Annotated in this window: 19 protein-coding genes; 14 read left to right on the top strand and 5 right to left on the bottom strand. The window is 41.2% G+C overall.

The genetic code is table 11. From position 1 onward, the window contains the following. Nucleotides 1-120: 120 nt before the first annotated feature. The 10 genes from ABJN95_RS03900 to ABJN95_RS03855 all read left to right on the top strand — a co-directional run bounded on the left by ABJN95_RS03900 (nt 121) and on the right by ABJN95_RS03855 (nt 11044). Nucleotides 121-486, top strand: coding sequence for a DUF559 domain-containing protein (locus ABJN95_RS03900; protein ID WP_348368687.1), 366 nt, complete (start codon nt 121-123; stop codon nt 484-486). Nucleotides 487-801: 315 nt separating this feature from the next. Further along, a complete protein-coding gene (locus ABJN95_RS03895; RefSeq protein ID WP_348368686.1) occupies nt 802-3930 on the top strand; it encodes a glycosyl hydrolase in 3129 nt (1042 codons plus the stop codon). A gap of 133 nt (nt 3931-4063) precedes the next feature. Continuing rightward, nucleotides 4064-4612 carry a CopD family protein gene (locus ABJN95_RS03890; protein ID WP_348368890.1) on the top strand — a complete coding sequence of 183 codons (549 nt, stop codon included), beginning with the start codon at nt 4064-4066 and terminating at the stop codon, nt 4610-4612. A gap of 198 nt (nt 4613-4810) precedes the next feature. Continuing rightward, nucleotides 4811-6235, top strand: a complete 1425-nt coding sequence (locus tag ABJN95_RS03885) for an ATP-binding protein (RefSeq protein WP_348368889.1) — start codon at nt 4811-4813, stop codon at nt 6233-6235. A gap of 1 nt (nt 6236) precedes the next feature. Continuing rightward, nucleotides 6237-7154, top strand: coding sequence for a PhzF family phenazine biosynthesis protein (locus ABJN95_RS03880; protein WP_348368685.1), 918 nt, complete (start codon nt 6237-6239; stop codon nt 7152-7154). A gap of 99 nt (nt 7155-7253) precedes the next feature. After that, nucleotides 7254-7826 (top strand): hypothetical protein, encoded by a 573-nt coding sequence (locus ABJN95_RS03875; RefSeq protein ID WP_348368684.1) that lies wholly within the window; start codon nt 7254-7256, stop codon nt 7824-7826. 50 nt (nt 7827-7876) lie between these two features. Next, nucleotides 7877-8287, top strand: coding sequence for an SRPBCC domain-containing protein (locus ABJN95_RS03870; protein WP_348368683.1), 411 nt, complete (start codon nt 7877-7879; stop codon nt 8285-8287). Further along, complete coding sequence (locus tag ABJN95_RS03865) at nt 8287-8583, top strand: metalloregulator ArsR/SmtB family transcription factor (RefSeq protein WP_348368682.1); 297 nt, start codon at nt 8287-8289, stop codon at nt 8581-8583. The genes ABJN95_RS03870 and ABJN95_RS03865 overlap by 1 nt, the downstream gene beginning before the upstream one ends. Before the next feature lie 25 nt (nt 8584-8608). After that, nucleotides 8609-9391 (top strand): enoyl-CoA hydratase-related protein, encoded by a 783-nt coding sequence (locus ABJN95_RS03860; RefSeq protein ID WP_348368681.1) that lies wholly within the window; start codon nt 8609-8611, stop codon nt 9389-9391. 21 nt (nt 9392-9412) lie between these two features. Beyond that, entirely contained in the window at nt 9413-11044 is a 1632-nt protein-coding gene (locus ABJN95_RS03855) for a hypothetical protein (RefSeq protein WP_348368680.1), read from the top strand. A 94-nt stretch (nt 11045-11138) separates the two neighbouring features. Here ABJN95_RS03855 and ABJN95_RS03850 read toward each other — a convergent pair whose 3' ends face one another. Beyond that, nucleotides 11139-12923, bottom strand: a complete 1785-nt coding sequence (locus ABJN95_RS03850) for a serine hydrolase (RefSeq protein ID WP_348368679.1) — start codon at nt 12921-12923, stop codon at nt 11139-11141. 342 nt (nt 12924-13265) lie between these two features. On the opposite strand from ABJN95_RS03850, the gene ABJN95_RS03845 reads away from it, so the two are divergent. The 3 genes from ABJN95_RS03845 to ABJN95_RS03835 all read left to right on the top strand — a co-directional run bounded on the left by ABJN95_RS03845 (nt 13266) and on the right by ABJN95_RS03835 (nt 16081). Continuing rightward, nucleotides 13266-14339, top strand: a complete 1074-nt coding sequence (locus ABJN95_RS03845; protein WP_348368678.1) for a PA0069 family radical SAM protein — start codon at nt 13266-13268, stop codon at nt 14337-14339. A 76-nt stretch (nt 14340-14415) separates the two neighbouring features. After that, the gene (locus tag ABJN95_RS03840) at nt 14416-14763 is read left to right on the top strand and encodes a YciI family protein (RefSeq protein ID WP_348368677.1); all 348 of its coding nucleotides are present in this window, start codon (nt 14416-14418) and stop codon (nt 14761-14763) included. Between the two features lie 61 nt (nt 14764-14824). Next, on the top strand, nt 14825-16081 hold the full coding sequence (locus tag ABJN95_RS03835) for a sigma-70 family RNA polymerase sigma factor (RefSeq protein WP_348368676.1): 1257 nt from the start codon (nt 14825-14827) through the stop codon (nt 16079-16081). A gap of 21 nt (nt 16082-16102) precedes the next feature. On the opposite strand, the gene ABJN95_RS03830 is transcribed toward ABJN95_RS03835, so the two are convergent. From ABJN95_RS03830 to ABJN95_RS03815, 4 genes are all read right to left on the bottom strand, one after another. Next, nucleotides 16103-17527, bottom strand: coding sequence for a Gfo/Idh/MocA family oxidoreductase (locus ABJN95_RS03830; RefSeq protein WP_348368675.1), 1425 nt, complete (start codon nt 17525-17527; stop codon nt 16103-16105). A 102-nt stretch (nt 17528-17629) separates the two neighbouring features. Further along, nucleotides 17630-18289 carry an HD domain-containing protein gene (locus ABJN95_RS03825; protein ID WP_348368674.1) on the bottom strand — a complete coding sequence of 220 codons (660 nt, stop codon included), beginning with the start codon at nt 18287-18289 and terminating at the stop codon, nt 17630-17632. Beyond that, a complete protein-coding gene (locus ABJN95_RS03820; RefSeq protein ID WP_348368673.1) occupies nt 18286-19023 on the bottom strand; it encodes a lysophospholipid acyltransferase family protein in 738 nt (245 codons plus the stop codon). Before ABJN95_RS03820 ends, ABJN95_RS03825 begins: the two co-directional genes overlap by 4 nt. A gap of 116 nt (nt 19024-19139) precedes the next feature. Next, nucleotides 19140-19550 (bottom strand): BrxA/BrxB family bacilliredoxin, encoded by a 411-nt coding sequence (locus ABJN95_RS03815; RefSeq protein ID WP_348368672.1) that lies wholly within the window; start codon nt 19548-19550, stop codon nt 19140-19142. A 256-nt stretch (nt 19551-19806) separates the two neighbouring features. Here ABJN95_RS03815 and ABJN95_RS03810 point away from each other — a divergent pair, with 256 nt between their 5' ends. Further along, nucleotides 19807-20544, top strand: a complete 738-nt coding sequence (locus ABJN95_RS03810) for a TerB family tellurite resistance protein (RefSeq protein ID WP_348368671.1) — start codon at nt 19807-19809, stop codon at nt 20542-20544. The last annotated feature ends 92 nt before the right edge of the window (nt 20545-20636 follow it).

The raw sequence follows: 20636 nt of genomic DNA, 5'->3' as shown, positions 1-20636 counted from the left end.
CCGCAGGGCGGAGGGGTCCTGGTGAAGCTATCTAGAAAGCCGAATCATTCAAGTTCCTAGTCCCAACTCCTCCGGCTGTCGCCACCTCCCCTTGGCAGGGGAGGACCTAAAAGATTGACAATGCAGGAAAAACTAAACAATCATAAATATTTAAAAGAATATAGAAAGAAACTACGGAAAAATCCAACGAAGGCTGAATCTCAATTATGGAAAGCGCTTAAAAAGAGTCAACTTGAGGGAACAAAGTTTAGACGTCAACATAGTATTGGAAACTACATTGTTGATTTTTATAGTGTTAAGGAAAAACTGATAGTAGAGTTAGACGGACAAGTGCATGACAATTTTATAAATGAAGAATACGATAGAAAACGAACCGAATATCTTGAAAGTTTAGGTTTTACAGTGATACGTTTCGAGAACTATTTGGTCTTTGAACAATTAGCTATGGTTCTAGAAGCCATAAAAGCAGAGTTTAAAGAAAATTAAATGGTCCTCCCCTGCCAAGGAGAGGTGCCCGCAGGGCGGAGGGGTTCTGATGAAGTTTGGCAGGAAGTAGAACTAAGAACTCCTCATGCATTATAATAAGTGGAGGGGTTTGGTGAAGTAGGCAAGAAGCCTAATAAAAGAACTAGTTATATTGGAAAATTAGAGGTGCCCGCAGGGCGGAGGGGTTTGGTGAGGCTATCTAGAAAGCTGAATCATTCAAGTTCCTAACCCCAACCCCTCCGGCTGTCGCCACCTCCCCTTGGCAGGGGAGGACCCAGAAAATGAATCCTTGTATTAAGTAACATAAAACCCAAAATGAAAAACAACTTACAACTTCTATTGCTAGTCCTCCTAACCACAACAATAACGTTCGCTCAAACGGCTGAAGACTATTTCAAACCTTTAAAATTTCGAAATATTGGGCCCTTCAGGGGAGGGCGTTCTGTATCCGCTAGCGGGGTAGTAGGCGACCCGATGACTTATTATATGGGTACTACTGGCGGCGGACTATGGAAAACCGAAGATGCGGGTCAACGCTGGAATAATATCTCAGACGGCTATTTCGAAATGGGCTCTGTAGGCGCTGTTGCGGTTTCAACCTACAATACGAATATCGTGTATGTAGGCATGGGCGAACATGCACCGCGTGGGGTGATGACTTCCTATGGCGATGGGGTTTACAAATCTACTGATGCCGGAAAGACTTGGAAGCATATGGGCTTGGCAGCGACCCAACATATTTCACGGATCATCATTCATCCAACCAATCCTGATATTGTGTATGTAGCGGCGCAAGGGCAATTGTATGGCCCGAATAAGGAGCGTGGCATATATAAATCTACCGATGGGGGAAAGACTTGGAAGAATACGCTGTTCGTCAATGAACTAACTGGTTGTTCTGAACTTTCGATGGATGCGAACTACCCCGAAATCATGTATGCCGCCATGTGGGAACACCAACGCAAACCGAATATGGTGGTCAGTGGAGGTGCTGGCAGCGGACTCTATAAATCAACCGATGCTGGCGAAACGTGGACGGAAATGACCGAAGGGCTTCCAGAGGAAAAAGGAAAGATGGCTATTTCTGTAAGTCCCGCGAATTCGAATAAGGTATATGCCTTGATTGAAAGTGATTCGAATCAAGATAAAGGCGGACTCTTTGTATCTAATGATGCAGGAAAAACATGGAGCATGGCGAGCGGAGATAACCGCTTGGTGCAACGCGCTTGGTATTATATTGAGGTTTTTACAGATCCACAAGATGAAGATATCGTGTATGTCTTAAGCGCCCCAGCGCTACGCTCCTTAGACGGGGGTAAGAATTGGGAACGTATTCGAGGCACCCACGGCGATTTTCACGATTTATGGATCAACCCGAAGAACTCCTTAAATTTTGTCATCGCAAATGACGGTGGAGCGGCAGTGACCTTTGACTTTGGTAAAACCTTTTCGTCGCAGGTAAACATGCCTACCGGGCAGTTTTATCGTATCAATACGGATAATCTCTTTCCCTATAACATCTACGCTGGCCAACAAGATTATTCTTCAGCCATGATCGCTAACATGTCTGTAGGGAGAGGGGGTATTACGATGTCTGATTTTAGTCCGTCTGCGGGTGGTGAAAGTGCTTTTTTGGCCTTTGACCCCGATAATCCGAGGTATGTGATGGGTGGCAGTTATTTAGGAACCATCAATGTTTTGGATATGGAGTCGAAAGCATCGACACAAGTGATGGCTGCGCCTATTCAATACTTGGGAAGGGAAGCGCGAAACATGAGATATTTGTATAACTGGAATGCCCCTACCTTACGCTCGCAACATGAGGAAAATACTTTTTATCACGGAGCACAATTGCTTTTGCGAACGCGTGATATGGGCGTTACTTGGGAAGAAATGTCTCCCGATTTAACCCGTGATATTGATGCCAAACAAGGCAATGGCGGTGGCCCGTATACGAACGAAGCCGTAGGTGCGGAGAACTATGGTACCCTGGCCTATGTATTGGAATCCCCTCACGAAGCAGGAATTTTTTATACCGGCAGTGATGACGGCTATGTGCATATCACCAAAGATAATGGCGAAAGCTGGCAAAATATCACCCCTAAAAATTTAGGTGAGTCGTTGGTGAATGCTATTGAAGTTTCTCCCCATGATAAGGCAACGGTGTATATCGCTACGACCAAATACAAATTCAATGATCATACACCGGCAATCTATAAGAGTTCGGACTACGGAAAAACATGGGCAAGTATAAATACGGGAATTCCCTACGGGGCATTTACGAGAGTAGTTCGCGAAGACCCGGTGCGCAAAAACTTGTTGTATGCCGGAACCGAAAAAGGGCTGTACCTCTCTTGGAACGGTGGCAAAAGTTGGAAGCCTTTTCAATTGAATTTACCAAAAACGCCGATTACCGATATTAAAATCCACGAGGGCGATCTAATCGTGGCCACCTCTGGAAGGGCGTTTTGGATCTTAGATGATCTTGCTGTGTTAAGTCAATATGAAGCCACTCAAAAAGGCATGAAATTATACCGGCCTAATGACGCCCTGAACGGTTCATGGTACGGGCCGATGAACGGAAACACCGAAAATTTTAAGGGAATGAGCACTTTGTCGGGCGTAAACCCCGCAAATGGCATGGTCATTTATTATGAACTCCCGAAATTGAATGATTCTATAGCCGTCACTATGGATATTTTGGATGCTGCTGGGAATACGATTCGTAGTTTTTCGTCAGAAAAAGACAAGAATTACAAACCACATAATGGGGGAGGTCCAAGGAGGGCTCCGGTTTTAGCTAAGAAAGAAGGGTTGAACCGTTTCGTTTGGGATATGAAAACACCCATTTTAAAGGGTATACCGAATACCTATATCGAGTCTCGTTTTGCCGGGCATGTGGTACCTCCTGGAAAGTATAGCATCAGATTGAAGGCAGGCGACCAAGCGACTACTACAGAAGGTAACATCAAGGCTATGCCAACCTATGGTACCACTACGGAGCAATATGCAGAATACCATGCCTTCATGAACGATATGGAGGGTCGATTGAATGAAATGCATAGCACGGTAAATGCATTATATAAAGCACAGGGCCAAATTAAAGAAGTGTTGAAAGAGATTAAAGATGAGGCCGTAAAAATGGAAGGAGAAAAGCTCGTGGCAGCTTTAGATACTTGGGACAAAGACATGATACAGCGCAAGTCAAAGGCCTATGATGACGTAGAGAATTTCCCGAATAAATTTACAGCTGAATACTTGTTTTTGATTGACGCTAGCAATAGTACTATTCCAAGGGTGAATCAGCCTTCAAAGGATAGAAAGGCAGAACTCGATGCACAATGGAGCACTTTAAAAACGAAGGCCGATGCTTTTATGAAAACTTCCATCCCTGATTTCAATAAAAAACTGTGGGATGCTGGAATTGGGGCGATACGCTTGTAAGGAATTAGGATATAGGAGCTAGGAATGAGTATTTTTGTAATTCTCTGTCACTTTGGGCGGAGTCGAGAAGCCAAGGAACACAGGTCTCGACTCCGCTCGACCTGACCGTACAGATTTAGCAAAAGAATTTGAATTGGAATACTACAACTACATAAAAGCCCTACACCTCATCTTTGTGGTGACCTGGTTCGCAGGCTTGTTCTATATTCCACGATTGTTTATATACCACATCGAGGCGGCTGAAAGACCATCTCCAGAAAAGGAGGTGCTAACCAAACAACTAAAGTTGATGACCAAAAGACTTTGGTATATTATCACCTGGCCCTCCGCCATTCTGTGCACTTTTTTTGCTATTTGGTTATTGGTCTTAATGCCCGGTTGGTTACAACAACCGTGGATGCATGTAAAACTTGCTTTTGTATTGCTGCTGTTTTTCTACCATGTACGGAACCATTTGATTTTCAAACAACTACAAAATGATAAAATAAAATATACCTCTCGGTATATGCGAATTTGGAATGAAGTTGCCACCCTCGTGCTCTTCGCCGTGGTATTCTTAGTGGTGCTTAAAAGCGCCATTAATTGGATTTTTGGTGTCGTCAGTATCCTTGTTCTCGGCATTTTTTTGATGTTTGGAATACGACTCTACAAGCGTATTCGCGATAAGAACCCCGAAGCTTGATAAGTTCAAGTTCAAGTGCAAGTGCAAGTGCAAGCGCAAGTGCAAGCGCAAGTTCAAATAGCGTTTTAAGTTACTTTTTGATCTTTAAACTTGCACTTGCACTTGCACTTAAAATTGGTGTGATATTTGCTACCTTTGAGTTCAAACGCCAAGCAGTTGTTTAGAAAATTTTCACTTCGGACCCGTATTTTTGTCACCATGATCGTATTGGTCGTGATTTCTTCCGTTTTGATTGCTGGGGTTGCCTTTTACCAATACAAAGAACAAACGAAAGACTATCACGAAGTGCGCTTGGGTAAAAAGGAAGAGCAGGTACGACAGAGTGTAAACTTTACGCTCAAGAAAACAACTTATCCGCAGACTACCGAGTATCTCGGACTTATCTTCAAAGACGATATATACCAGATTTCTGATGTTTTGTCCGCTCCCTTTAATATTTATGATTTGGAGGGGCAATTGATCAAGAGTTCTCGACCAAAATTTGAAATCGAAACCACCTCAAATTGTTTAGATGCCGAGGTTTTGAACAATTTGGGCTCTAGCGCCGAAAAACGCTATGTAGAACGAAATACGGCAGCGGGAGACCAATATCAAGCTTCCTATACCTATATCAATGATAAACGGTTTAAACCTATTGGCATACTGAATCTGCCCTACTACGAAGACAACAGCTTTTATGACAAAGAACTCAAGGAGTTCTTAATTCGTTTGGGAAGTGTTTGTTTGTTGCTGCTTTTTTTAGCGATTGGCTTGGCCTATTTTATTTCAAAATACATTACAAGGTCATTGCAAACGGTTTCCGATATGATGCACAAAACCGATTTGACCAAACGCAACGAAAAGATATTCATTGAAGACCCCAGCTCTGAAATCGGAAAACTGGTGGAGTCGTATAACGGCATGATCGATGAATTGGAGCAGAGTGCGGCAAAACTCGCCCGTAGCGAGCGTGAACAGGCTTGGCGTGAAATGGCCAAACAGGTGGCGCATGAAATTAAGAATCCGTTGACTCCTATGCGGCTGAGTGTACAGAGTTTTGAGCGTAAGTTCAATCCCAAAGACCCCGATGTGGAAGCCAAGGTGGCGGAGTATTCCAAAACCCTGATTCAGCAGATCGATACCATGAGCAATATCGCTTCTGCCTTTTCGAATTTTGCGGAAATGCCTGCGCAGCAAAATGAAACCTTGAATGTGGTCAAAATCGTAAAACTGGCCCTCGACATTTTTACCGAAGACTATATTCACTTTATTTCTGATGAAGAGGCGATTATCGCCAAACTAGATCGTACACAACTAATTCGAGTGGTTACGAATCTGGTTAAAAATGCCATTCAGGCGGTGCCCGAAGTAACATCGCCTCGTATTTTAGTTTCGGTTACCAGCGAAGATGAATACGTAAAGCTCGCCGTTGCCGATAATGGTATTGGTATTCAAGACGAGTTTACCGAAAAGATATTTGAACCCAAGTTTACCACGAAATCGAGTGGTATGGGACTTGGTCTGGGGATGGTAAAAAACATTGTAGAAACTTATAAGGGCACGATTGACTTTAGTTCCCAACCGGAAAAGGGTACGGTGTTTACTGTTCGCTTTCCGAAAGAAAATCTAGCCGCAACCGCCTAATATGTCTGAAATCAAATTTTATATCCTCGATGTTTTTGCACGTGAAAAGTATGCCGGAAATCAACTGGCCGTTTTCGTAGATCTGGAAAAGCAACTATCACCCGAGCAAATGCTGCAAATGACCCGCGAAATCAATTTCGCTGAAAGCACTTTTATTACAAGCATTGAAGCCGACGGAAGTTTCGTCGTCCGTATTTTTACGACAGAATACGAAGTGCCTTTTGCCGGGCATCCTACCCTTGGTACGGCCTACATCTTGGCGAAACATTTCAGTGAAAAGCCGGTAAAAGAAATCGTTTTAAGGCTCAAAAAAGGAGATATTCCAGTGCAGATTGACAATCCACAAGACCTAAATGCAAGTCGTTTTACGATGCAGCAGGTGCAGCCTGAATTTGGGCCCCTATTTGACGCCAAAACAGTGTCAGAAGCGTTTGATATTCCTTTGGCTTCTTTTGACGCTTCAATGCCCATACAAGACGTAAACACGGGGCTGCCATACCTGATAATTTTCTTGAAAGATTTAGAAAGTATAGGAAAACTCAAATTGAATGCCGACAAAGTGGAGCAATTTTTAAGGCAAGAAAAACTATTCAAAAGCAACAACCCAAGAGGCTTGACAACGAACTTATTTTTTGTTACCAGGGAGACAGTCGAGGAGGAGCATAGCTATCATACGCGTATGCTCGTTTTGGAAGATGAGTCTATTTGGGAAGATGCCGCCACCGGGAGTGCTAATGGCTGCTTTTTAGCCTATTTACTAAAGCATGATAAGCCCACTCAATCTGCTATAGTGGAACAAGGATTCGAAATGGGACGTAAGTCCATTTTGCATTTGAATGGAACGCGTAATGAATACGAATACATACTTAAAGTTGGCGGCCAGGTCGTTCCCGTAAGTGAGGGAATGTGGATGATCTAATCTAATTTTTTTAAAATTTATTTGCGTAACCAAAAAGTTACATATATATTTGTAACCGAAAAGTTACATAAATGAAAGTTTAATTAAAATGCAAGCGTTATGAAAGCAAAACAAATTTTAAAAGGAGCACTTATGGCAACACTCACCATTTTTTTATGGAATTCCACCGAATGGTTTAACCCTTTGATGAAATCACCCTATAAACAGGTAAAAAACCCAATACAGTACAATAGCTTTATGGAAGAACAGATGCCCGAGGATGGTATATATGCCTGGCATGCGAACTTTGCCCAGGAAAGTGGCATCACAGGCGCTAGCAATGTTTTCTATTTCACGGCTAAAGCTGACGAAGCGTATTATAATCCTGAAAAGTTTATCACAATCGAGTTGGTCACCCAGTTTTGCATTTGGTCTTTAATAAGTTATTTACTTCTTATCCTTGGAAAGAAAACCTACCTAAGACAAATCAGACTGACTATGGTTTTAGGATTGATTACAATTTTTAGTTTTCTTGTGCCCATGTGGAATTGGTGGGCGTTTTCTAGCGAGTTTATAGTATTGAGAGGATTTCAAATGCTCTTCGGATGGTTCTTGGCTGGTACGGTTTTGTACTTTGTGCTGTGGCCAAAAAAAGCACAAACCCAAACAGCTCGCATGCCGATTAACATTTGAGCAAGAATTTGTAAATATGTTTAGACGAAACCAAAACAAAATATACTTTTATGAAAGATAAAATCAAACTAGAACGCATCTATGACTGTCAGATTGATCGCGTTTGGAATGCCCTAACCGACGCTGAGGCCATGAGCCAATGGTTGATGCCTTGTGATATCGTACCTATCGTTGGACACAAATTTCAATTTCGAACAGAGCCACAGCTTGGTTTCGATGGTATCGTTAATTGTGAAATAGTAGAAGTCGTACCAAAAGAAAAGTTGGCATTTACCTGGTGCAATGGAAAAATGAATACCGAAGTTTCTTTTCAGTTAGAACCTATAGGTAATACCACGAAACTACATCTTGAACATAGTGGTTTCTCTGGCATCTTTGAGCGTATCTTTGTAAGACAGTTATTAAGTAATGGCTGGAAGAAAAAGATTTTGAAACAATTGGAAGCTTATTTGGAGAAATAATGGATGTATTTAAAGCAATTTCTGATCCAACAAGGAGGGCCATCATTGATTTAGTGGCAAAAGAGCCCATAAATATCAACGCGATCGCAGACAATTTTGATATGAGTAGACCTGCAGTCTCTAAACACATCAAGGTGTTAAGCGATACCGGGCTGGTTGGTGCACATCAGCAGGGTAGAGATCGATTCTTGTACTTACAACTGAATGCTTTGAAAGAAGTGCAGTTGTGGTTGAAAAAGTATGAGTATTTTTGGAATGACAGGCTAGATAATCTAGATGATTTTTTAAAGAACTAGCCCAAGAATCAATAATTTTTAACCAATGAGCTACAACAACATTATCGTAGAAACTGCTTTTCCCATAACAACCATCACCATCAATCGCCCCAACAAGCTTAATGCCTTGAATAAAGACACCATTCAAGAATTGCATGAGGCTTTTAAAGCCTTGAACAAGGACAAGAACATCAAAACCATTATCATCACCGGAAGCGGTGAAAAAGCTTTCGTGGCCGGGGCCGACATTTCCGAATTTGCCAACTTCTCGGTAAAAGAAGGCGGCAAATTGGCGGCAAAAGGGCAAAAGCTATTGTTCGATTATGTAGAAAATCTATCCACCCCAGTAATCGCAGCAGTCAATGGTTTTGCCTTGGGTGGCGGCCTTGAGCTTGCGATGGCCTGTCATTTTAGGGTGGCGAGTGAGAATGCCCGTATGGGCCTACCTGAGGTGTCTTTGGGGGTTATTCCCGGCTATGGAGGTACACAACGTTTACCACAATTGGTGGGTAAGGGCATCGCTATGGAAATGATTATGACCGCCGGAATGATCGATGCAAATCGCGCCCTCGAAACCGGACTCGTAAATCATGTCGTTTCTCAAGAAGAGCTGTTGGATTTTTGCAAAAAACTGGGAAGCAGAATATCGAATAATTCACCTGTAGGGATTAGTCATGCAATAAAAGCGGTAAATGCTGGTTTTAAACATGATAGTAACGGATATGCTTCCGAAATCAAAGCATTTGGTGAATGCTTTGGAACAGCTGATTTCGAAGAAGGAACAACCGCCTTTTTAGAAAAGCGAAAAGCTGATTTTCCGGGCAAATAGCATATCCCAAAACACCTACTTATGAAAGCCATATTCCAAAGGGCAACTACCAAATTTCAATATTTGGCATTTGCTATACCGCGTTACCAGAAAAGTCTGGTCATACTGCTTTTTCTTCTTGCATTATCTTTTGTAAAAGCTCAGGAAATACCTGTAAATTATAGTCTTGGAGAAAATTATTCCGATAGGTATAAATATTCCACAGTGCTTAGTATCGATGCCGACAATGCCGATAAAACGGTTATTGTTCGTACCTACTATGGGGGTATGCCATTACGCCCTAAAGGACATTTTATTGAGCTTTATGACGCCGATTTGAATCTGGTGGAAGACTACAATAATAAGTACCCTGGTCAGTATATGGTAGATGGTTTTATCAAGAACGGACAGTTGTATTTACTAGAACTAAAGTATGACGATACCAAATTTGCCTATCAATATGTGGTGCATCATAGTCCGATCGGGGAATTTAATTTTACAGAGAAGGTGTTGCTATCGATTCCCTCAAAAGAGGTTATTAACCCATTAGCGGTAAACAAGTACAATAGAAAATTTGGGAACGGATTTTCCACTGCAGTACATTTCAACAAAGAAAAAACGGCTTTCGGAATCACAGTACAACACCGAAAGGGAAAAGATGAAAAGTACAGCATGTACGTTTTCGGAACCGATTTAAAAAAGCAGATTGAATACGACTTTACGGCCCAATCACAAGAAAAGAATTACGCTTTCGAGAATATTGAGGTTTCAAAAGACTTGAAGACAGTGTACTTTATGGGAAAAGCCTTTTTCAAGAAAAAACGTTTTGAGGCGAAAGACCGGCGTTTTCAATATGAGTTGGTTAAAGTAACGAATCAAGGGCATGAAATTCAAGAATTTGCCGATCCGGGTAGGTATCCTGAATCGCTAAAGCCACTGCTATTGGGGAGTGATTTAGTGGTCGTTGGGTTTTATGCAGACAGAAAAGACCAACGCTACAATGGTTTGGTCTATTTCAAGTTGCATCCACAAAGCTTATCCATAGCTTCTAGAAAATACAATCCGTTTTCCAGTCAGTTTATGGAAGACAAGTTTGGACGTGAGGTAGATGCTCAAGTCAAAAACTTGATTTTTAAAGATGTGCATATTACGCCAAAGAACAACATCATTTTTAGTGCAGAGGAATACTTTGTTACCAAAGGCGAAGAGTTTGACGGCAATGGCAGACGCATGATCGAGAAGTTTCATTACAATGATATTGTCTGCGCAAAGTTGACGGCAAACGGTGAAATGGAATGGGCCAGAAACATTAATAAAACAGAAGTCACTAAGGGCGATGCCTCCTATGCCTCGTATTCAATGTATGGCAACGGCGAGGAGATGTATTTCTTTATTAATTCAGGAGAGCACCCTCAGAAGCTGAGTAAGGAGCGTATAATGTTTAAACAAGGGTTTAGTAGAAACCCAAATTTGTTTGTCATCAAGATGGATGCTTCGGGAAACCTATCGCATAAAAAACTGATCGATGACAAAGAGGTTCGCTTGCCCATAATGGTTTCTAGACCCCTCCTTGATATCAAAAATGAGAGCCTTTTGTTTTATGCCAAACGTGGCACCAAAAAACAGTTAGTGCGCGTTTCTGTGGGTGGCGCTGCGAGCACGCCTTCCAAGTAGGCTTTAAACCAGTTGGTATTTCGTAATCTGAGTTTTGATTTAAGCAAATGAATAGATACCGTGAATAGTGCTACACTCACCTATGGGTGAACACCTACTTTTTGTTGAAGGGAATATAATTTTCCCACTCCCAAGGGGTGTATACATCACCAATAGTAATTTCTAACAATTCCTTGAAAATACTTTCTGCGTTGTCGCTATTAGACATGAGCAACACACCCATATGTTTTTCAGGAAACAAAATAGAATAATGCTGAAACCCTTCTCCATGCCCCTCCTTGAAAACTCCTTTGCCAACAGGCGTTTTAAGCAACCCCCAACCCAGTCCATAATTCAAGCCTATTTTTTTGTTTTCGCTTGTAGTTTCTAAGGCTTGTGGTCCAAATTGTTTCTTTGATTTAATTTCAATATTTGGCGAGAACATCAGCTGGGTTATGGGCGAATCTTGAGAGGTTAAAGAGAGTATATGTTCTAAGAATTTTGAATAATCTATTGCCGTTGTTTCCATAGATCCTGCAGCACCTGCCTCATCTTCTGTGTCTTTTTCTATTGTTTCTTGATCTATGGTATGGCCCAAACAGTAGTTGTTTTCAAAACGTTGTTGCCACACATAACTGGTCATATCCATTGCTAGGGGGTGAAAAACAATTTCTTTGGCCATTTCCTCAAGGCCCCTGCCTGTAATTTTTTCAATCACGATTTGAAGCAAGCGAATTCCTTCACCAGAATAACTGTAAACGGTTCCAGGGTCGGAGAAAATTTGAATTTTGCCCTCTGGCTTAAATTCTCCTATTCTACTTATCCATCTCCAGTTTTGAAACCCTGTAGTATGTGATAGGCACATTCTAGCGGTTATTTGTTCGTATCGCTTGTCGTCTTTGAGGTTCTTAAAACTCCTCCATTCTTTTTCAAAATAGAGTTCTGGTATGGGTTTGTCTAAATAGTCTTGTAATGGCTTGTCCAGGTCGATCAATCCATCCTTTACAAGATGTGCAACCAAATATCCGAATAAAGACTTGCTCAAGGAGGCTCCGTAAAAAACCTCATCTATTTTCAGAAGATCTTTTTGGCCGTAATCTGAGTATCCAAAGGCTTTTTGATAGGCTAGGGTGTCTTGATTAAAAATGGATACGGTAAGCCCAGTGACCTTTGCAGTATCAACAAGTTTTTGAATTTTTTGATTTAGTTCTTCTACCGAGATTTTTGACCCATCGAGCCTTGTTACTTGTTCAATTTTTGATTTTGAGCAACTTGTAAAAACGACACTACCAACTAGTAGCGCAAGGAATATGCTTAGGGTACCACTGGGTTTTGTGGAGCTCGCTTTTATAAATGGGAATGCCAAGGGGTAAAAGCATTTATGCGTTTTAATTACCTTAATTATGTTGTACAGCATTATTAATATGCTAAAGGGGATGAGGGCGATAAAAAGAAAAAACCCCCATTTTTCTATAGTTAACAATGCTATAAAGGAAAGTATATAGAGTAGCGACATACTTATCTGAAAATTAATCACTTTGGCACCATGGAGGTCATAGAGCCTATTGTCTTCCCTTTTATGAATCCATAAGAATAGGGGTAGTAGGATATTGGCCAATGGAATAATAAAACCCAAGAACGGGATGCTATGCAACAGCAAAAGCCATTTTTTTTGGATGTTTTCTTCTTTGGGGTTTTCCAAAGGGATAAGGTCACTGACATCGACTTCCAAAGCAGAAGCTAATAATTTTATAGTTTGAAGATGCGGGCTCACATCACCTTTCTCGATGCGCTGAATGGTGCGTACGGTCACCGTCGTTCTTTCTGATAGTTCCTCCTGAGTATATCCTTTTAGCTTACGATGATATAAAAGGTTCTTTGCGATAGATTGAGTTTCCATAATTTTATTTTGGTTGGTACAAAGCTATCGCATAATGCCATTCTTTGTAGCGACATTTGGGTGTCATGTTACTGTCATTTGCCCATTTTACGTACTTTCTACTTTATGGAATTTTCATTTAAACTAAAAGTAAGGTTTTTTAGATAGGAATGCTTCTGCTAGTGATATCTGAAGAAATATGACGTAAAAGAAAGTTCATTTTATACCTTTAGTTGAGCTGCGAATCATAATCCGAAATTACGTTGGAACGCTATTGTTCTTATTTGAACAATCTAAGATAATTAACATCTAAGTGCAATTATAAATAGGAAATATTCCATAAATTTGGAATAAATCCACTAATTGAAACACAAAGACTATATCAAGGGGAGAGGAGCCCAGCAAAATACAGCCAACAAATTCTTTAAGTACAGCTACGAAACCCGAGATGATTTCCTAGAATTCTGTCGTATTGAAGGAGAGGAAGCAGACAATAACAAGACGCAATACCTCCCTATTTTTCCAAAGACGATTGTCAACAAAGTAACGAGTCCTGATTTGGGGATGCAATATTCTATGAACCCCTACCAAGGCTGTGAACACGGTTGTATTTATTGTTATGCCCGAAATACACATGAGTTTTGGGGCTATAGTGCGGGGCTTGATTTTGAACGTAAAATATTGATCAAGAAAGACGCCCCAAAACTACTTGAGGCTAAATTAAAAAGTAAAAAATGGCAGGCCTGTACTATTGTTTTATCAGGAAATACAGACTGTTATCAACCTGCAGAAAAAAAGTTCAAGATTACCCGTGCCTGTTTGGAGGTGTTCTTAAAATATAGACATCCCGTAGGAGTCATTACTAAAAATGCCTTGATTTTAAGAGATTTGGACATTCTAAAAGAATTGGCAGAACATCAATTGGTGGGGGTCAATGTTTCGGTTACTTCACTTTCGGAAAAAACCCGCAGAATTTTGGAACCACGAACGGCCACGATAAAAAAACGCTTGGAAACCATACGGGTATTATCTGAAAATAGCATTCCCGTAAATGCGATGTTAGCACCTATAATTCCTGGCATCAATAGTCATGAAATCATGAACATGGCCAAAGCGGTTTCCGATAACGGAGCCTTGTCTTTTGCTTTTACGGTTGTCAGATTGAATGGTGCTATTGGGCAAATCTTTACCGATTGGATTCACAAAACGCTACCCGACCGGGCGGAAAAGGTATTGCATCAAATTGAGGCATGCCATGGAGGCAACCTAAACGATAGTCGTTTTGGAATACGCGGAAGGGGTGAGGGTAAAATAGCTAAGCAAATACACGATTTGGCGCGTTTGGCTCGGCATATGTATTTTAAAGACAAGGTTTTTCCTAAATTGAATGTAGCGATGCATGATCAGTACAAAACAGGGCAATGGCGATTGTTTTGAAATAATTATCAGGTAGTGTCCATTTTGCTTTTGGTTGTGCGTCTTTAGCTTGTATGAACATTTAAAACAAAATATCATGAGTAATTTTTTATTTCTATTTAGAGGAGGAGACGCTAGGCGACTAGAGCAATCACCTGAGGAGATGCAAGCCCATATGCAAAAGTGGGGTGCATGGATGGGTGGATTAAAGGAAAAAGGACAATTGGTAGATGGTTTACCATTGGCCAAAGAAGGAAAGGTGGTTGAGCAAGCCGGTGATGTGATTACAGATGGCCCATTCGCAGAAGGTGCTGAGGTCGTTGGAGGATATCTAATTGTTTCCGCAGATGATCAAAACGGAGCCGTTGAGATAGCTAAGGGGTGTCCTATTTTTGAGCATGGGGGTAATGTTGAGGTGCGTGAAATAATGTCAATGGACATGTAATTAAGAATTGGAAATGGTTTAGAAGTCCGATGAAAGTATCGGACTTCTTTATATTTATACTATGGAGACAATGGGAAGAGAGCATTTGGTAGAGCACATATTCAGGCATGAATATGGTAAAATAATTGCTTTTTTGACCTATAAATTCGGCCCATCGCATCTTGAAACCATAGAAGATGCTGTTCAAGAAGCGCTTATTAAAGCAATGCAAATATGGGGTTTTAACGAACCGCCAACAAACCCAACAGCCTGGTTGTTACGCGTTGCAAAAAACAAGGTTATTGATTCCTTGAGAAAGCAGAAAAAGATGGTTGATGATGCATCAGTTTCAGACCATGCTCTCTCTAGTTCGGTTCAAGAAGAGGTACGATTGAACACTAGTATTAGTGATAGCCAGTTAAAAATGATTTTTGCATGTTGCCATCCGTCCTTATCTCAAGAATATCAGATTATACTAAGTCTTAAATTGATAGCTGGTTTTGGAAACAAGGAAATTGCCAAGGCTCTTCTTAAAAAGAATGAAACCGTAGCCAAGTCCTTTACCAGGGCCAAGCAACGCTTTAAATCCAATGTAAAAACACTAAATATTCCGGTAGAGTTAGGTTTGAAATCAAGGTTGAACATTGTTCTTAAAGTTATCTATTTGCTTTTTTCAGAAGGATATGCGTCTAGTTCTGGGGAGGTTTTGATAAAAAAGGATATTTGTATTGAAGCCATTCGTTTGGCTACACTGTTGACCAATAACAAATATTGCAATCAACCCGAAGTACATGCGCTTATTGCTTTGATGAACTTTCACGCTTCACGTTTTGATGCGCGAATTGATGAAAATGGTGAGATTGTGGATCTCGAAAATCAGAATAGAACCTTATACGATAGTGAAATGATCAAAAGCGGTATTCAGCACTTGGAACTTTCAAGGGTAAAAATGAATCCTTCTCACTATCATCTGCAGGCGGCCATATCATTTTTCCATTGTAGTGCAAAACGTTTTGAAGAGACAGACTGGGAGAGTATTCTGCAACTGTACGATTTGCAATTAGCCCGACAATATTCGCCGATTATTCAATTAAATAGACTAGTTCCATTTCATAAGGTTCATGGCGCAGAAAAGGCAATGATAGAACTTCAGCACTTTGAGAAAAGTGCTTATTTCATCGACAATGCTTTATTCAATGCCATCAAAGCACAACTTATGCTTGAAATGAAGAATTTTAGCGGTTCAAAAAAAGCACTAAAAAAAGCTATTGAACTTACCCAAAATGCATTGGAACGCAAGCATTTTTATAAAAAACTTGAAGCGCTTCATGCGCAATAAAACCTGGGAGCAATTAGTTGTTTACCCCAACTCCCAGCCTTTGCGATAAGCACCTTTTACCCACTCATTGGCCAAATCCCAATTGGTAACCTTCATGTTGGCACCGTCCCATAAAATTTTACGTCTACCTGGGTATTCAAAAGGATCCCAGTCTCCCGCTTTTTTGCCAGCTTTGAATTTCTTGTATTGGAAGGCCTTGATGGCCAAATTACCCATCAGTACAGCTTCCGTTAATGGACCAGAACGTTTGAAGTCAGAAGAGGTCTCCGTACCATTCAAACAACCTTCAACAAAGTTGTTTTGGTGGCCGTCAGTATCTCCTTCGATTCTTTTTAAATAGGGTTTAGGAGGGTTTAACAATTTCATGGTTTCAGAAGGTAGTAAACGTGCATTTCTAGAATAGACATCACACACCAAAATTCCTCTTGTACCATAGAAAACTGAACCACCGCCACCGGCGCCAATGGTCTCGCCATCTTTAAGTTCGTCTGGTAAATCGGGCATGATACCCCCATCGTACCAGTTTAAGGCAATATCACCGTGTTCCTTTGTATTGAATTTAAGTCGTACTATGGAAGATGACGGGCAAGAAGCGCTATAGTCGGCTTCCACAAAATCACCCACCCAATTCGTGGTGCAGCTAGCTTCTGCCTCAGTAGGATAACCAAGGTCTAAAACACCAAAAGGGGTTTCCATAATGTGGCATCCCATGTCACCAAGAGCCCCTGTTCCGAAATCCCAGAAACCTCTCCATTTAAAAGGCAAATAGGCGGCATTATAATCTCGCATTTCGGCTTTACCAAGCCATAAATCCCAATCCAATCCTTTGGGTACAGGCTGCTTTTCTGTTGGCAACGGAACTCCCTGTGGCCAAACAGGTCTATTTGTCCAACAATCTACTTTATATACCTTTCCGATAACTCCAGATTGTATCCATTCTTTCGCTTCGCGACTTCCATCACTTGACGCCCCTTGATTTCCCATTTGGGTTACGATACCATTTTCTTTGGCAACCTGGGTCATTAAACGGGCTTCATTAATATTATGGGTCAACGGCTTTTCAACATAGGCATGCTTTTTTGCACGCATAAAAGGTAATGCAATGGGGGCGTGCATATGGTCTGGTGTTGCAACCATTATGGCATCAATCTCCTTTAAGTGATTGTCATACACCTTTCTAAAATCTTTATATCTCTTGGCTTTGGGATATTTTTTATAGGCACCCTCGGCCCTTCGGTCATCGACATCACATAGGGTGACATATTTGACTTTTTTGGTAGCATCCATTCCACGCATAACTCCGCCGCCACGTCCTCCAACTCCAAAAGCACCTACATAGAGGGTATCACTTGGCGCTATATGGTCTTTGCCCATTACAAAACTTGGAACAATAGAAAAGGCAGCCGATGCGGCTGCTGACTTTTTGATAAATTTTCTTCTTTGCATGTTGTATAAGGATTGAAATTAGCAGCTAGGAAGATACGGAAAAAACGGAAAAAATAGGCCGACTATTAAGGATGATTCACTACAACGTTTTCGTAAATCTAGCTACGAAAGTCCCTTCCATTCACGGTCAAATTGAGCCAAATAGTCCAACATATAGCGATGTCTATTTTCCGCCAATTTTTTACCTGTTTCTGTATTCATCCGCTCTTTAAGGAGCAGTAGTTTCTCATAAAAATGATTAATGGTGGGAGCGGTTGATTTTTTATACTCGGCTTTGGTCATATTCAATTTTGGAGGTATGTCAGGGTTGTGAAGCTCCCGATTTTTAAATCCCCCATAATTAAAAGCGCGTGCAATTCCGATAGCACCAATAGCATCAAGTCGATCAGCATCTTGAACTACTTGAAGTTCTCGAGAATTAAAGGCTTGTCCTTTTTTTTCTAAACTAGATTTGAATGAAATATTCTCGATAATTTGGACCACATGGTCAATTACATGTTGTTCTATGGCAACCGAAGTCATAAAATCAGCTGCCATTCGAGGACCTACAGTTTCGTCTCCATCGTAAAATTTGGCGTCGGCAATATCATGTAATAAAGCACCCAAGCTGACCACTAGGTCATCTACTTCTTCGTCTTTTGCAATCGATAAAGTATTGTTGAACACCCGTTGTATGTGGAACCAATCATGCCCCCCTTCGGCACCTTCCAAAGTTTTTTTTACAAAGGTTACGGTTGCTGCTATGATTTCTTGGTTGCTCATTTGAATACGGTTACACCAGATGTTACGGCGGCTTCAGTTTTTGCGATAAGATCATCGAGATTTCCTTCTACAGGAAAGGGTTTATGAACTTCAAAAGTGATATGGTTGCCAATACCGTTAGGAAATTTCCCGTATTTCAGCATTTTCCAAGAATTGTTGATGCTAATTGGAATGATTAGGGCCGATGGCGAATGCTTCATTAGAAGTTTAAGTCCTGTTGGTTTAAACGGTTTGGGATGACCGGTTCTGCTTCGGGTACCTTCAGGAAAAATAACAGCCCCGCGTTGATGCTTTTCAATATACTTGCCCAGTTTAGAAATTTCAACAAGAGCCTGTTTGCTATCTTTTCGGTCAATAAGAACAGAACCGCCATGTCTCAAATTATAAGATACACTAGGAATACCCTTACCCAATTCTTTCTTGCTTACAAATTTTGGCTCCTGCTTGCGCATATACCAGATTATTGGCGGTATATCATGCATACTCTGATGATTGGGAACAAGTATCGTTGGTCTATCCGTAGGGATATCATGTGGGTTGTTGAAGGTATACGTAGTGCCTAGAAAATGGGTGCATCGCATCAAACAGAGATTCAATAGGGCCACGCTTGCACGATGCGCATTGTATCCGAAGACATTTAGGCAAACCCATTGAATGGGATGAAAAACCAGCAAGGTCAACCCGAAAAAAATCAGATACAAAACAGACAATGGATAGGCCAACAATTTCTGCATGATGTAAAAATAAGACTTCGAAGAAAAAAGACATAGAACCTAAGACTAAAAAAACCGCTCTTAAGAGCGGTTTAGCTGTTTTTATAGTTCCACCTCCTTTAGAGGTGCTTCGTGGCTTAACAAAATTCGTTGTAGGCCTCGGTCAAGTTTTCTGCAATCAATTCGGCGGGCCGACCTTCAATGTGATGGCGTTCGATCATATGAACCAACTCCCCATCTTTGAACAAGGCCATACTTGGCGAAGAAGGAGGAAAAGGAATCATTAGATTACGAGCGGCATCGACGGCTTCAGTGTCGACACCCGCGAAAACCGTTACCGTTTGATCGGGCTTCTTTTCATTTTGCAAACTCATTTTGGCCGCTGGGCGTGCATTGGCCGCGGCACAGCCACAAACTGAATTTACCACAACAAGGGTGGTACCTTCTTGATTAATGGCGTTGGTGACAGCTTCTGCCGTATATAACTCTTCAAACCCGGCATTTGCCAAGTCATCTCTCATTGGTTTTACTAATTCTGCGGGATACATATGCTAATTTTTTTAATTCAGACTTCAAAGATACGTGTTTTGTCGCATTCTGTTGACTGACCTTAACTTTTCGTTTTAGATCTTAGGAAGAGTCAACACCTTAAACAAGTTGCATTTAGCATGGTAATTAAGCAATCGCTCTTTAGAAAAAAGGCCAAGCAATGCCTTGCCAATGTTGATACTATTCTGGTAAATCTTTGGTCTGCTGCCCTCGGTCTTCCGTCTTTTAATATCTTTGAAAAAAATCAGATTTCAGATGTTTAAATGGGTGGCCGCGGTCATAGGCTTTTATTTGTTTAGATACCCCGGCGCAATTTTAGGCTTTCTGGTAGGTAGTTTTATCGATAGTTCTGCAAAACCTGGCGGCGGAAATGCTAGACGAGTCTTTGGTGATATGACGCGTCAAAAAGTATCACCCGCTGACTTTGAACTAAATCTACTCTCATTATGCTCCATAGTTATAAAGGCCGACGGTACGGTAAGTCAAACCGAAATGGACTATGTACGACAGTATTTTGTGCAAACCTATGGTAAGGAAAAGGCCAACGCAATTTTTAGAACGTTCAATGAAGTCAACAAAAAACACGAGATTTCAGCACAACGCATTTGTGCTTTCTTAAATCAACGAACGCGATATGAAGTCCGGCTGCAGTTGTTACACTTTTTATTTGGAATAGCGCAAGCAGATGGCTCGGTGCGTACTTCCGAAACCAACAAAATTCAAGAGATAGCCGGGTATTTGCGAGTTTCTTTTCGCGATTTTGAAAGTATCAAAGCGATGTTTGTAAAAACCGCAGATACGGCATACAAGATTTTGGAAATTGAAAAGACGGCTACCAACGATCAAATAAAAAAAGCGTATCGTACCATGGCCAAGAAGTATCACCCTGATCGCGTGAATACAGAAAATGAGGCCATAAAAAAGGGTGCTGAGGAAAAATTTAAAGAAGTGCAAAAGGCCTACGAAACAATTCAGAGAGAAAGAGGGCTATAAGCAGTTGCAGGTGTACGGTAGGCGTTGATCTGTTAGACGTTTGCAGCGAGAGCGGTTAAGAGAATAGCTGCTAAAACAGTCGCATGAGCGCC

The sequence above is a fragment of the Maribacter sp. genome (assembly GCF_039974175.1).
Taxonomy (GTDB): domain Bacteria; phylum Bacteroidota; class Bacteroidia; order Flavobacteriales; family Flavobacteriaceae; genus Maribacter_C.
Note: the sequence above shows the minus strand (reverse complement) of the source record. Positions and strands in the feature narration are given on the sequence as shown.

Excerpts from the sequence above, each read along its gene's own strand:
- ABJN95_RS03830 (WP_348368675.1), bottom strand. The coding sequence starts at position 17,527 with ATGCAAAGAAGAAAATTTATCAAAAAGTCAGCAGCCGCATCGGCTGCC.
- ABJN95_RS03835 (WP_348368676.1), top strand. The coding sequence starts at position 14,825 with ATGGAGACAATGGGAAGAGAGCATTTGGTAGAGCACATATTCAGGCAT.
- ABJN95_RS03855 (WP_348368680.1), top strand. The coding sequence starts at position 9,413 with ATGAAAGCCATATTCCAAAGGGCAACTACCAAATTTCAATATTTGGCA.
- ABJN95_RS03860 (WP_348368681.1), top strand. The coding sequence starts at position 8,609 with ATGAGCTACAACAACATTATCGTAGAAACTGCTTTTCCCATAACAACC.
- ABJN95_RS03850 (WP_348368679.1), bottom strand. The coding sequence starts at position 12,923 with ATGGAAACTCAATCTATCGCAAAGAACCTTTTATATCATCGTAAGCTA.
- ABJN95_RS03875 (WP_348368684.1), top strand. The coding sequence starts at position 7,254 with ATGAAAGCAAAACAAATTTTAAAAGGAGCACTTATGGCAACACTCACC.
- ABJN95_RS03815 (WP_348368672.1), bottom strand. The coding sequence starts at position 19,550 with ATGTATCCCGCAGAATTAGTAAAACCAATGAGAGATGACTTGGCAAAT.
- ABJN95_RS03865 (WP_348368682.1), top strand. The coding sequence starts at position 8,287 with ATGGATGTATTTAAAGCAATTTCTGATCCAACAAGGAGGGCCATCATT.
- ABJN95_RS03820 (WP_348368673.1), bottom strand. The coding sequence starts at position 19,023 with ATGCAGAAATTGTTGGCCTATCCATTGTCTGTTTTGTATCTGATTTTT.
- ABJN95_RS03900 (WP_348368687.1), top strand. The coding sequence starts at position 121 with ATGCAGGAAAAACTAAACAATCATAAATATTTAAAAGAATATAGAAAG.
- ABJN95_RS03825 (WP_348368674.1), bottom strand. The coding sequence starts at position 18,289 with ATGAGCAACCAAGAAATCATAGCAGCAACCGTAACCTTTGTAAAAAAA.
- ABJN95_RS03810 (WP_348368671.1), top strand. The coding sequence starts at position 19,807 with ATGTTTAAATGGGTGGCCGCGGTCATAGGCTTTTATTTGTTTAGATAC.
- ABJN95_RS03880 (WP_348368685.1), top strand. The coding sequence starts at position 6,237 with ATGTCTGAAATCAAATTTTATATCCTCGATGTTTTTGCACGTGAAAAG.
- ABJN95_RS03895 (WP_348368686.1), top strand. The coding sequence starts at position 802 with ATGAAAAACAACTTACAACTTCTATTGCTAGTCCTCCTAACCACAACA.
- ABJN95_RS03840 (WP_348368677.1), top strand. The coding sequence starts at position 14,416 with ATGAGTAATTTTTTATTTCTATTTAGAGGAGGAGACGCTAGGCGACTA.
- ABJN95_RS03870 (WP_348368683.1), top strand. The coding sequence starts at position 7,877 with ATGAAAGATAAAATCAAACTAGAACGCATCTATGACTGTCAGATTGAT.
- ABJN95_RS03885 (WP_348368889.1), top strand. The coding sequence starts at position 4,811 with ATGATCGTATTGGTCGTGATTTCTTCCGTTTTGATTGCTGGGGTTGCC.